At 39.1% G+C, this 12,469-nt stretch carries 11 protein-coding genes; 10 read left to right on the top strand and 1 reads right to left on the bottom strand.

Annotated features, from left to right (window positions below):
* Positions 1 to 136: 136 nt before the first annotated feature.
* The 7 genes from yycF to BW727_RS08295 all read left to right on the top strand — a co-directional run bounded on the left by yycF (position 137) and on the right by BW727_RS08295 (position 9,018).
* Positions 137 to 844 carry a response regulator YycF gene (gene yycF, locus BW727_RS08325; RefSeq protein WP_062471539.1) on the top strand — a complete coding sequence of 236 codons (708 nt, stop codon included), beginning with the start codon at positions 137 to 139 and terminating at the stop codon, positions 842 to 844.
* 5 nt (positions 845 to 849) lie between these two features.
* The gene (gene walK, locus BW727_RS08320; protein WP_062471536.1) at positions 850 to 2,700 is read left to right on the top strand and encodes a cell wall metabolism sensor histidine kinase WalK; all 1,851 of its coding nucleotides are present in this window, start codon (positions 850 to 852) and stop codon (positions 2,698 to 2,700) included.
* Positions 2,697 to 4,013, top strand: a complete 1,317-nt coding sequence (locus tag BW727_RS08315; RefSeq protein WP_062471533.1) for a YycH family regulatory protein — start codon at positions 2,697 to 2,699, stop codon at positions 4,011 to 4,013. Before walK ends, BW727_RS08315 begins: the two co-directional genes overlap by 4 nt.
* On the top strand, positions 4,003 to 4,893 hold the full coding sequence (locus tag BW727_RS08310; protein WP_062471530.1) for a two-component system regulatory protein YycI: 891 nt from the start codon (positions 4,003 to 4,005) through the stop codon (positions 4,891 to 4,893). The genes BW727_RS08315 and BW727_RS08310 overlap by 11 nt, the downstream gene beginning before the upstream one ends.
* Positions 4,894 to 5,011: 118 nt before the next feature.
* Entirely contained in the window at positions 5,012 to 6,832 is a 1,821-nt protein-coding gene (locus tag BW727_RS08305; protein WP_062471527.1) for a DUF2207 domain-containing protein, read from the top strand.
* Between the two features lie 103 nt (positions 6,833 to 6,935).
* Positions 6,936 to 7,712: an MBL fold metallo-hydrolase gene (locus BW727_RS08300; RefSeq protein WP_227807267.1), complete on the top strand. Its 777-nt coding sequence runs from the start codon at positions 6,936 to 6,938 to the stop codon at positions 7,710 to 7,712.
* 64 nt (positions 7,713 to 7,776) lie between these two features.
* Complete coding sequence (locus BW727_RS08295) at positions 7,777 to 9,018, top strand: S1C family serine protease (protein WP_062471520.1); 1,242 nt, start codon at positions 7,777 to 7,779, stop codon at positions 9,016 to 9,018.
* Positions 9,019 to 9,062: 44 nt separating this feature from the next.
* Here BW727_RS08295 and BW727_RS08290 read toward each other — a convergent pair whose 3' ends face one another.
* On the bottom strand, positions 9,063 to 9,965 hold the full coding sequence (locus BW727_RS08290; RefSeq protein WP_062471517.1) for a LysR family transcriptional regulator: 903 nt from the start codon (positions 9,963 to 9,965) through the stop codon (positions 9,063 to 9,065).
* Between the two features lie 175 nt (positions 9,966 to 10,140).
* Between BW727_RS08290 and BW727_RS08285 the strand changes: the two genes are divergently transcribed.
* Genes BW727_RS08285 through BW727_RS08275 form a run of 3 tightly spaced genes read left to right on the top strand, consistent with a single transcriptional unit; the run spans position 10,141 to position 12,358 of the window.
* Positions 10,141 to 10,515 carry a CidA/LrgA family protein gene (locus BW727_RS08285; protein WP_062471514.1) on the top strand — a complete coding sequence of 125 codons (375 nt, stop codon included), beginning with the start codon at positions 10,141 to 10,143 and terminating at the stop codon, positions 10,513 to 10,515.
* Positions 10,508 to 11,215 carry an LrgB family protein gene (locus BW727_RS08280; RefSeq protein WP_062471511.1) on the top strand — a complete coding sequence of 236 codons (708 nt, stop codon included), beginning with the start codon at positions 10,508 to 10,510 and terminating at the stop codon, positions 11,213 to 11,215. Before BW727_RS08285 ends, BW727_RS08280 begins: the two co-directional genes overlap by 8 nt.
* Before the next feature lie 30 nt (positions 11,216 to 11,245).
* On the top strand, positions 11,246 to 12,358 hold the full coding sequence (locus tag BW727_RS08275; RefSeq protein WP_062471508.1) for an alpha-hydroxy-acid oxidizing protein: 1,113 nt from the start codon (positions 11,246 to 11,248) through the stop codon (positions 12,356 to 12,358).
* Positions 12,359 to 12,469: the final 111 nt, after the last annotated feature.

Here is a 12,469-nt window from a genome sequence, read left to right as displayed (position 1 = left end):
TGGAACGTCCCCGTCAATAAAAGGATAAGATCGCTTAATAAAACGCTTTCTAATACCTTTGCAAGCGACTTTGAACATGTGTATACTAGAGTTGCATTGAGAAAAGAGAACGTATCCTTTAAGGAGTTTGATAAAAATGAAGAAAATATTAATTGTAGATGACGAGAAACCAATCTCTGACATTATTAATTTTAATCTTGCAAAGGAAGGGTATGAAATTCATACCGCTTTCGACGGAGAAGAAGCCGTTAATCAGTTCGAAACGGTACAACCTGATTTAGTCTTACTAGACTTAATGTTACCAAAAATGGATGGGTTAGAAGTATGCCGCCAAATTCGCAAGAACAGTGACGTTCCAATCATTATGTTAACCGCAAAAGATTCTGAAATTGATAAGGTGCTCGGTTTAGAGCTGGGGGCAGATGATTATATAACCAAACCCTTCTCAAATCGCGAATTAGTTGCCCGCGTGAAAGCTAACTTAAGGCGGGTTAACGTGGCACCTGTTACGGAACCAGAAGAAGCTGCAGTTAATGAAATTCATATTGGTGCGCTTACGATTCACGAAGGACTCTATTCTGTATCGAAACGGGGCGAAGAGCTTGAACTTACTCATCGCGAATTTGAATTGCTTCATTATCTAGCTAAAAATCTTGGTCAAGTTATGACGCGGGAACATTTGCTTCAAACAGTTTGGGGTTATGACTACTTTGGAGACGTTCGTACAGTTGATGTGACCGTTCGACGTCTGCGTGAAAAAATCGAGGATACTCCTAGTCATCCAGCTTGGCTTATTACCCGTAGGGGAGTGGGTTACTTCTTGAGGAATCCAGATCTGGAGTAAGAATTATGATAAAAAAAATTAAATGGAGAAATTCTATCCACTTTAAGATACCAATGCTATTTATTTTCTTGCTATTGGTATCTTTACAAATTATTGGCGCCTATTTCATACGTCAACTCGAGTCTGACTTAATCAGTAACTTTGATAGTCAGATGAGTTTGAATGTCCGTTTTTTAGAAAATTCAGTCACACCAGTACTTGAAAGTGAAAATCAGGAAGAAATTAACTTGGCCACACAAAATGTTTTGCGTGACTATATTGGTGGTGATTTTCTAGAAGTACAAGTAATTGATGCAAAAGGTTACATTGTTGGAATTAACGACCAAACTAGGCAATCCATGGTTGGAACAAAATCTACCGATCGCGATGTTCAACAATCTTTATTGTTAGAAAGTGATCGCAAATATCAGTACTTAGATGAAGAACGTAATAGTCGGGTATTAAAAACAGTCTCATCGATATTCTCTCCTACTAATCCGGATGAGATAATCGGTGCTGTTATGATGGAATCAAACATTGAGGTTGTGTACACTCAAATTAGTGAAGTTGTACAAATCCTAGTCAGTGCATCGGCCGTTGCAGTTGTGATTACTATCTTCTTGGCGATTATTATATCTCAAGGAGTAGCGCGTCCCATTGCAGAGATGCGCACACAGACACTAGCGATTGCTCAAGGAAATTATTCGGGAAAAATTCGTATTTATGGAAATGATGAAATGGGACAACTAGCCGAAACTATTAATGACTTGGCCTTAAAAGTAAAAGATGCTCAAGAAACTACTGAAGCAGAACGACAACGATTAGATAGTGTTTTAAAGCACATGTCAGATGGTGTTATCGCAACAGATCGACGTGGTCGTGTGATGATTATTAATAATCGAGCGGTTGAACTTTTGGGTATTAACCAAGAAGACGCTGTTGGGAAATCAATTATGAAAGTTCTCAATCTTGATAAAACCTTCACCTTCCGACATCTTTTAGAAAAAGATGATGAGTTAATTTTGCATGTTGAAAACGAAGATGATAAGGAAGATTCTACCCTTCAAGGGGAGTTCTCGATTATCCAGCGCGAAACAGGATTTATTAGTGGTGTTGTCTGTGTATTAACTGATATTACCGAACAAGAAAAAATTGAACAAGAAAGACGCAACTTTGTTTCGAACGTTTCCCATGAATTACGGACACCTTTAACCAGTGTAAAAAGTTATACGGAATCCTTACAAGAGGGCGCTTGGAAAAACCCAGAGATTGCACCTTCGTTCTTAAAAGTCATTGCAACAGAAACCGAGCGCATGATTCGAATGGTTTCAGATCTCCTTCATTTATCACGAATGGATCAAGGAAATATGGAATTAGAAAAAGAATACATTAGTATCAATGATCTCCTCAGCCACATACTAGATCGTTTCGATATGATGGTACAGTCGGGTGCACTTCGAGATAAAAACTATCAAATTGTTCGAGATTTTACCAAACGAACATTGTGGGTAGATGTCGATCAAGATAAAATTACCCAAGTGATAGATAATATTATGAATAATGCCTTGAAATACTCACCAGAAGGCGGAACCATTACCTGTCGTTTGATGGAAACCCATAATAGTGTCGTGATGAGTATTACAGACGAAGGAATGGGTATTCCTCGCAAAGATCTCTCACACATCTTTGAAAGGTTTTACCGAGTGGATAGAGCGAGAGCACGTTCGATGGGTGGAACAGGCCTTGGTTTAGCAATTTCTAAAGAAGTATTGCTGTTACATGGGGGCCGCATTTGGGCGACAAGTTTGGAGAACAAAGGATCAACCTTCTTTATTTCGCTTCCCTATGTCTCATTTGAAGAGGAGGAATGGTCATGAAACGTGAAGGTTCAAGCCTAATTACTTACACGCTTTATCTTATGGTTATTTTGAGCTTATTTTTAACTTGGCGGATACTGAGTGTTCCTTCTGGGACGGTTGAAATTCAAACGGTCTCACCTTCCCAACAAACAACCAATCTTTCTAGTGTAAAAAATATTGATGATGTCTTTCGTCCCCATCAAATTGTTTTCCACAAGGCTAGCGATTCTTTTGTGAGTCAAGATGACGAGATCGTTAAAAAAGCCGATAATTTTTTGAAAAACTGGGAGTTATCCGAGCTCTTTTTTGAAGGAACTTACTCGCGTGAAGAGTACAACACCTTGATTTTGAACCGTAATAAAGTTGAAATAAACTTTCCAGCGTCCATTTATCTGGGAATGTTGACGCGTTATTTTGAGCGGTTGCCGGAAGGATTCGATAATAATACGATTTCACGTATTATTATTTCAATGAATGAGGATGATCCCATCTATTTAATTGATGATAAAAGCTTAAATGTCTATATCGCTGAACGTTCAAACGTATCTTTAGAACCTTTGTTAAATATTTATACCAACAGCCCTGAAAAGTTTATCAAGTCAGAAACATATACCTTTGAAAATGGCGTTCGCTTCTTACCACAATCTGATGTCTCCTTAAATAAGGTTGTTTACCTATCGGAAAAACAACCCAACAGCTTTTTTATTAATCGATTGTTTGATGATACAACAGAACTACGGGATGACAGCAATGAACAATTAACGATCTATAGCGATAATGTCTCCCAACTAAAAATTGATAAAAAGACTGGTGTTCTATATTACTACCGTAATAACTTAGATGAAACGGAATTGTCTGCCTACCAACATGTCCGTGATAGTTTCCATACACTTAAATTTATGGATACGTGGACCCAAGCCTTTTATTTTAATGGCTATGATACAGAAAGCGACGATGTGTTTTACCGGCGTTATCTAAATGGGTTACCTATTTCTGGTCAATGGAATCCGGGTCTCATTAAAATGGAAATGTCTAGCTCAGGGTTAGTCGAATTAACTTACCCGACTGAAGTCATCCAAACGCCACTTGAGGACCGTAAGGAAGCAATAACCGTTCCGTATGTTCAAACAGTAATTCAACAACTAGATGAAGCAGGAATTCGCTATAACGACATCCAAGACATGGAGATTGCGTATGAATGGAGCAGTAGCGACGAGAGCAGCCGTATTGCGACGCTTTTACCGACATGGTTTATAAACCTAGATGGAAACTGGAAAACCTTGGAAGAATGGCTGGTTGAGACGGAAAGAGGTGAAAGAGTTGGATTATAAACGTATTCAGATGATCTTAATTGTAACTTTTTCCGTTTTAAACCTCTACCTCTTGACCATTCTTCTCGAAAAAAATGATGCATTCAATTTGGGAGATCCAAGTAGTACGGTCAACTTAGAAGAAGGATTGCGTAATGAAAGTATTGATACGCGTACGCTAAGTAGTGAACAAGAAATGATTCCGGTCATTAAAACAGATAAAAACGATTTTTTAGAAGCGCAAGCAACAAGTTTGAAAAATCAAGTTGCACGTATGGAGAATAATATTTTATTGAGTGTGCTTTCAGAACCCATTAAGTTGGATTTTGATACACAAGCGCTTACTCTTTCTGAACGAACCGCTCCTCTGGAAGCCTTTATCGATGACGGGTACGTATTGCGAGGAAGTGACTATGAGTTATTTTCATACCAACCTAGCAATCGGCGCATCATTTATGTCCAAAAAACAGATGATAACATAGCTATTGCAGATGGGACTTCTTCACTTATTTTTTATCTCAATGACCAAAATCAAGTCACATCTTACGAACAAACGTATGCGGGCATTCTTGAGGTACAAGGACGACCGCGTACCGTTATTTCAGAACAGAGCGCTATTGAAACCTTATATTTAAATAACCAAATCCCTTCAAATTCGAGCATTCAATTACTGACTTTAGCGTATTACCAAACTTTGAGTTTGAGCGATATGAATATATACAGTCCCATGTGGTATGTTGAAATTACACGGGATAATCTACCGATTATTACCAAATGGGTAGATGCCTTAACTGGTAGTGTTATTAAAGCCCCAATTGTGATTGAAGAAGCAGAAGTAGAAGAGGAAGCAAAAATTAATACTAGTCGTGATAAAGCTAGCTTAATAATGGGTAATAATTAATAGGAAGGGGGAGATAAAATCTTTCCTTCCTATTTTTTTGTCTGTGAGAGATCCTTCACGTCAGTCGCTATCTGAGCAAAAATGGATTATACTTTATTTAATAAAGGAGGCGGTAAAAGTGCTAAAAAAAGTGATGGCTGTCATAAGTCTGTCCTTCTTATTGGTCTTAATCTTGCCAATGAGGAGCGTTCAAGCGAAGTCTTATGAGATTATTAACTACGATGTGACGGTTGATATAGTAGAAGATGGTAGTGCCTATTTTAAAGAAAAAATTACTTATGATTTTGAAGGGGAGTTTAATGGCTTTCTATTTGATTTGGATTATGAACCTCATGAAACACCAACTGATCTCTTGGTAAAGGTTGAAGAAGTAGGTAAGGAGCCCGTAATAATATCCCGAGATAACTCACAAACTAGCGGAACTTATGAAGTCGAGGATACCGAAACCTATTTAAATTTCACAGTTTATAATCCTGTCGAAGATCAGGCATTAACAGTTGTTTATGAGTATCGGATTCCCGATATGGTCACGAACTATAACGACATCGCTCAATTTAATCGGAAGGTCATTGGAGGGGCTTGGGAAGATGTTTTATATGATGTGGATATTCGTATCAGTCTCCCGCATCCAGTTGAGCCAGGTGAGTTACAGGCATGGGCACATGGCGATGCGACCGGTCAGGTGACAATTGAAAATGATCAGTTTGTCGATTTGAGTCTAGATGCTAATCCGGCCGAAACGTTTGTCGAAGCAAATGTTATTTTTCCCACATATATAACCTTTGATAATACCAATCAGGTGGAAGAAGATCGTCTGCAAACCATATTAGCAAATGAAGCAAGTTTACAAAGAGAGCAAGAAGCTCAGCGCGAGCGTTTTCTTTTAATTAGTATTATTCTGGGTATCATTGGACCAATTTTTACTCTCTTCGTCTTATGGTGGTTGCGGAAAAAATACATGCAAACAAATCCGAATCCTTATCAGGAACCTGATTACGTCTATGAACTGCCAGAAGATATGTCTCCAGCTATTATGATGAAAGCTGTTTTTAAAAAGAATCCAGATGCAGTGGATGTATCGGCTACTATTCTTGATTTGGTTCGTAAAGGTTATTTAAAAATGGAAGAACTAGATTTGCCCCGTGGCTTTGACTACCGACTAACTAAACTAAAGGAACCAAGTGATGCGCTCTTTGAACATGAAAAACAATTGCTTTTTTGGCTGATTGACCAAACAGGAGATGGACAGTCCGTTACCTTTAGTGAAATTGAAGAGAGTGATGCAAGTCCTAAAAAAGCGAAACGGTTTAATGAGGAACGAGAAGAATGGGTACGAACGGTAGCAGAAGATGCGCAAAGTTATACGGTACATTACCGTGCACCCCATGCCAGTTTAGCTTTTGGACTAATGGTGATGAGTGTAGTGGCATCGATTATCTTTTTTGTTGGGTTAGTTGCTGCTGCTTTTATACTAGATGTAGCCTGGTTGCACGTGCTCGCCATTGTCGGTGTTAGCCTCGGTATTTATACCGCCTACTATTATAGTCAACATCCACCGCTCACACCAGAAGGAGACCGAGCTGGAAAAGATTGGCGTGCCTTTAAGCGGATGCTTGAAGATGTAGGGGATTTTCGTATGGAAGATATCGGTTCAGTTGGATTATGGGATGTATATGTGGTTTATGCAACAGCTTTTGGAATAGCTGAAACGGTTTTAGATCAAATGGCGATTCAATACCCAGAAGACCTTGTACAAACCACTTCCCTTTTCTATCCTTACTATTATTACAATCCTTTTTATATTGGTTTTGTAAATCAAAGTGTTTCCAGTGGAATGGCTGCAGCCGCTCCTAGTTTATCTGCATCAGGAGCAGGAGGCGAATTTAGCGGGGGCTCATCAGGCGGTTCAGGTGGGGGTTCAGGCGGTGGCGCCTTTTAAATCAAAACTGCTGATTTTTTCTCGGTAATAAGGTAGAATGGATAGAGTAATGGAGGGAATCGCAGTGACTGAATTAAATGAACAGGGTGGTTTTCGTGTTAGTATGTTAGCAAGTGGTAGCTCAGGAAACTGTACGTACATTGAAACACCTAAAAAGAAAATACTCGTAGATTGTGGTTTAAGTGGCAAGAAAATTCAATCCTTGATGCATGAAATCGACCGCGATTTATCTGAAGTAGATGCTATCTTGGTGACGCACGAACATCGTGATCATATACATGGATTAGGTGTCTTGGCACGTCGCTATGGCGTCGATTTATATGCGAATGAAGCAACATGGAAAGCTTTACCAACAACAGTGGGTCAAATAAAAAATGAACAGAAGCATATTTTTGAAATGGGAGAAGTTTTAACACTTGGTGATATGGATATCCAAAGTTTTGGTGTTTCTCATGATGCTGTAGCGCCGCAGTTTTACTCTTTCCACTATCACAACAAGCAATTTGTTATGCTAACCGATACCGGCTATGTCAGTGATCGCTTGCGAGGTCTGCTTAAAAATGCGGATGCTTACTTGATTGAAAGTAACCATGACTTAGAGCTTTTGAGAATGGGCCGCTATCCTTGGAACTTGAAACAGCGGATACTAGGCGATCAAGGTCATTTGTCAAATGACGATGGCGCACTTGCGGTTTCAGAAATGGTAGGAGATAAAACCAAACGTATTTATCTAGGCCATTTGAGCCAAGATAACAATATTAAGAGCCTGGCACATGAAACCATGGAAACGATTTTGAGTGAAAAAGGGCTAGGTGTCAATCACACCTTTAAAGTTCTCGATACAGACCCTTATGTTGCAACAGAACTATTCAAAGTATGAGTGAAAGAAGTATTTTTACAAAGTTTCTTCATAGAATTTTCAAGAATAGCCGGTATGATGCATAATGAGAGAGAGGAGAATAGGTATGAAACAAAAACAAGAGAAAAAACAATCTGGCTTAAAGAATGGTTTATTTGGTGGTATTATTGGTGGTTTGACCGTTGCGCTACTTGGAACGGGCGTTTTAGTTGGTTCTGGGACAGTGGATATGAGTACCTTTAACGATTCGTCTACTATCACAGAAGTAGATAATAAGGGTACCGATGTAAACAATATAAGTTTAAATATTACAACGGGTACGACAGAAGCGGTTGAAATGGTAGAAGATGCTGTCGTTTCAGTTATTAACTTAAAAGAAAGTGTTGGTAACCCGTTTGGGTTCACTATGCCACAAACCGAAACAGATGATAGTGGCCTCGCTATGAATGGGACCGGTAGTGGCGTCATTTACAAAACTGAAGGCGAGACTGCTTATGTTGTAACCAACAATCATGTGATTAGCGGTGCAGATGCTGTGGAAGTCTTATTAAAAGATGGGACTAAGATTGAAGCGGATATTGTCGGTTCTGATGTTTGGACAGATTTGGCAGTCCTTGCTATTTCGTCAAAAGACATTAATACCGTAGCGGAATTTGGTGACTCTGATAGTCTCAATGTTGGCGAACCTGCTATTGCGATTGGATCCCCACTTGGAACAGAATTTGCGACTTCTGTTACGCAAGGTATCATTTCAGCAACAGAAAGAACGGTAGAAACCGATATTAACGGAGACGGCTTGGTTGACTGGGATGTAACGGCGATTCAGACTGACGCGTCAATTAACCCTGGTAATTCAGGTGGTGCGCTCATAAATATTGCCGGTAAAGTTATTGGTATTAATTCTATGAAAATCGCTTCTTCTAATGTAGAAGGAATGGGATTTGCAATACCAAGTAACGACGTTGTCAATATTATTGCCGAACTAGAGGCGCAAGGTGAAGTGATTCGTCCAGTTTTAGGTGTTAGTATGGTGGACTTGCAACAAGTATCTGTTCCTCAACAACGTGAAGTACTAGGTCTTCCTGAAGACGTAACGGCTGGCGTTGTAGTAGCAGAAGTTTTAGGTTTATCGGCAGCTGAAAAAGCGGGACTGGAACAATACGATGTCATCGTCGGTATGGCGGGCGAAAAAATTAGTAACATGGTAGAACTTCGTAAAATCCTTTACCGTCAAGAAGTTGGTAGTACAGTGGCGATTGAGTTGTATCGCAAAGGAAATTTAGGAACGGTTGAAGTAACTTTAGTAGATGGACAAGACCAATTATAATAACTACACATTCTTCCTAGGAAAATCCCTAGGAAGAATCCTTTTTATCTAGGTAGGGAAGAATCTGATAATTGAGTTGCTAAATCAACCAAAAGCGTATTAAACTCTTTTTGAAAATAGGTTTGCTCAGATGCTTGGTTGACTACTAAACTGATATAGAAAATAGGTGGGTTTTGAATAGTGATCTTCACTAAATTATTTTTGTCATGAACAAGAATATCGATCATAAAAGCTACCATATCAGTAGATGCGGCAAGAGAAAGGGCAGTCTTAATTTCTTTTGTATAGATAATCTGTGGAGGTGTGTGATAGTGCTCCTCGCACCACTGATTAAATACCCGTTCATGGGTATACCCTTTTTGTAAAGAAATAAAAATAACATCTTGCAAATCAACAGGTGTGACCTGTTTCTTTTTCGTTAAAGGGTGATTTGGTGAGACCCAAAGTGCGAGTTCCTGAGCAAGTAAAGGGACCTGTAAGAGTGAGGGGCGATTAAAGAAAGGTTCATCACCTCCTGTAATCGCAATTGGAACCTGACCCGACGTCACCATCTCTAGCATAACGTCTGAACTTTCTTCTTCAATAAATTTAATATTTGAAGCAAATTTTCCGAGCTCAGGAAGTAATTGGGGCATAAAGTAGCTACCTACAGTAGGTAGAAATCCAAAACTTACCATATGGTTCTTATAGTCATTGATTTCTTCTTGAGCGTTTTCTAATATTTGTAAAACCGTAACGGCGTGTTTGTGCAATATTTCACCTGTTGGTGTTAATCGCATTTGATTGTGGAGACGTTTCCGGTCTAATAAGAGCGTATCGAGTTCTTTTTCTAAACGCTGTAGAGACATAGAAATTGAAGGTTGAGATACAAAGAAGTGATTAGCTGTCGCGGTAAAATTGCGTGAAGTAGCTAAGTGGTTAAAGTAAATGAGGTCTTGGATATTCATGGGTGCTCCTTTCATCTTGTGAAGATTAATACATAATTAAAACCTATAGTAAATGCAACAAGTATAAACAATATTTATAGTACCATAATAAAACAATATTTCATATGTTGAGAAAGCCGTGCTATAGTTCAACTATAGAAACGCTTACAAACCTATCAGAGAGGGATTGGGATTTTTGAAGATATATAAACAGCTGTTTTGGATTTTTTTATTTTCTTTTATAGGAGAGGTGCTATCTATCGCCTTATCAGCTTTTGTAGCAATACCTGGGAGTGTCATTGGAATGGTCTTATTATTTTTAACACTCCATACGAAATGGTTGCGTGTTGAACAAGTCGATGAAATCGGTACGTGGTTAACGAGTAACATGGGGATCTTTTTTGTTCCGGCTGGAGTAGGGTTGATGGCCAACTTCGGGGTTTTAGCAGATACATGGTGGCAGTTATTAATCCTAATGTTTGTTACGACCTTCTTAATGATGGGTCTTGTTGGAAAAGTTGTTCAAGCCATTAAATTAAAAGCAGATAAAGGGGGCCAATCAAATGTTTGAAGCAATTGTAAATAATCCTATGTTATGGATTACCTTAACCGTTGGGTTGTATCTATTGGCTGCCAAGCTAAATGAGAAGTGGCCAAACCCTTTATTTACACCACTCGTATTCGCTATTATTGTAATTATTGTTATCCTGCTGGTGACTGATATCCCTCTTGAAACCTATAACGAAGGTGGGCGTTTCTTATCCTTATTTGTTACACCAGCGACAGTTGCACTTGCAATCAAGCTTGAGAAGAACTTCATATATTTGAAACAATACTATCCTGCTATATTGACAGGGATTGTTACCGGTGTGATTCTCCATACCTTGATGATTTATCTATTTGGTTTAGTATTTGGCTTCAACATCGAAATGGTTGCAACTCTGATTCCTAAATCGATTACGACTGCGATTGCGGTGGGCGTTTCGGAATCACTCGGTGGGATTGTATCACTAACTGTAGCGGTTGTTGTTTTTACAGGAGTAATTGGTTCCGTCATTGGAACGACTGTATTTAAACTTTTTAATATTCATGATCCAGTAGCACAAGGTGTTGCTCTAGGGAGTTCCTCTCATGCGATTGGAACAACCAAAGCAATTGAATTAGGTGATGTCCAAGGTGCTATGGCGGGGTTATCAATTGTAGTAACCGGTATTGTCGTTGTAATCTTAGCACCGCTAATGCAACCAATTACCCAGTTGTTATTTAAATAAATAATTAAAAAAAGAAAGTGAGTGGCAAAAATGGCAAATGAAGAAAAAGTGGTTTATAACGCACCAAGTGAAATAAAAGAAATCCGAGTGATTAATACCTATGAACTAGAAGACGAAGCACGTAAGATTGTTCCTAAAGGTGGTTTTGATTATATGTCGGGTGCATCCGGAGATGAATTCACCCTTCGACAAAATAATGAAGCTTGGAATAAAAAAGGGATTATCCCACGTGTTTTAGCTGATGTTGAGCATCCAGATCCTTCTACTTCTATTTTCGGAATTGATATTAAAGTTCCATTCATTATGGCGCCAATTGCTGCTCACGGTTTAGCTCACCAAACCAAAGAAGCAGGGACAGCAAGAGGTGTTTCTGAGTTTGGAACGATTATGTCAATCAGTGCTTACTCAGGTGCTTCCTTCAATGAAATCGAAGAAGGACTCAATGGTAGCCCGCGTTGGTTCCAAATTTATATGAGTAAAGATGATGAGTTAAATAAAAATATTTTAGATGAAGCAAAAGCAGATGGGGCAACGGCGATTATTTTAACCGCTGACTCTACATTAAGTGGAAATCGTCACAGAGACGAACGTAACCAGTTTGTTTATCCATTCGGAATGCCTATTGTCTCGCGCTATTTAACAGGTTCTGGTAAGAACATGTCTTTAAATAATATTTATGCGCAATCAAAACAAAAAATTGCTCCAAGAGATGTGAAGTTTATTGCTGAATATTCGGGGCTACCCGTCTTTGTTAAAGGGATTCAATCACCGGAAGATGCCTTATTAGCAATTGGTGCCGGCGCATCGGGCATTTGGGTATCCAATCATGGTGGCCGTCAATTGGATAGTGCTCCTGGATCATTTGCTACCTTAGAAGGTATCTCAGAAGCGGTTGCGGGGCGTGTACCGATTGTCTTTGACAGTGGGATTCGTCGTGGAGAACATATCTTTAAAGCACTCGCAAGTGGGGCCGACATTGTCGCTCTCGGTCGTCCAGTTTTATATGGACTCGCTCTAGGGGGCTGGAAAGGTGTCTACTCGGTACTTGAATATTTTGAAAAAGATTTAAAACGTGTCATGCAACTAGCTGGCACGCAAACAATTGCTGACATAAAAAAAGCGCGCCTGTTTGATTATAAATAAAAGGATATTAAAGAGCTTCCTATCACTATGATAGGAAGTTTTTTAATTTGTTTTGGTTGGTGGGTTGAAACAATAGGAAAAGTGTGTAAAGATATTCACGTTATGCAATAA

This window comes from Jeotgalibaca dankookensis (assembly GCF_002005405.1).
Taxonomy (GTDB): Bacteria; Bacillota; Bacilli; order Lactobacillales; family Aerococcaceae; genus Jeotgalibaca; species Jeotgalibaca dankookensis.
The sequence above is the reverse complement of the archived record's forward strand: the minus strand, read 5'-3'. Positions and strand labels throughout refer to the sequence as shown.

Excerpts from the sequence above, each read along its gene's own strand:
- yycF (WP_062471539.1), top strand. The coding sequence starts at position 137 with ATGAAGAAAATATTAATTGTAGATGACGAGAAACCAATCTCTGACATT.
- walK (WP_062471536.1), top strand. The coding sequence starts at position 850 with ATGATAAAAAAAATTAAATGGAGAAATTCTATCCACTTTAAGATACCA.
- BW727_RS08315 (WP_062471533.1), top strand. The coding sequence starts at position 2,697 with ATGAAACGTGAAGGTTCAAGCCTAATTACTTACACGCTTTATCTTATG.
- BW727_RS08300 (WP_227807267.1), top strand. The coding sequence starts at position 6,936 with ATGTTAGCAAGTGGTAGCTCAGGAAACTGTACGTACATTGAAACACCT.
- BW727_RS08295 (WP_062471520.1), top strand. The coding sequence starts at position 7,777 with ATGAGAGAGAGGAGAATAGGTATGAAACAAAAACAAGAGAAAAAACAA.
- BW727_RS08290 (WP_062471517.1), bottom strand. The coding sequence starts at position 9,965 with ATGAATATCCAAGACCTCATTTACTTTAACCACTTAGCTACTTCACGC.
- BW727_RS08280 (WP_062471511.1), top strand. The coding sequence starts at position 10,508 with ATGTTTGAAGCAATTGTAAATAATCCTATGTTATGGATTACCTTAACC.
- BW727_RS08275 (WP_062471508.1), top strand. The coding sequence starts at position 11,246 with ATGGCAAATGAAGAAAAAGTGGTTTATAACGCACCAAGTGAAATAAAA.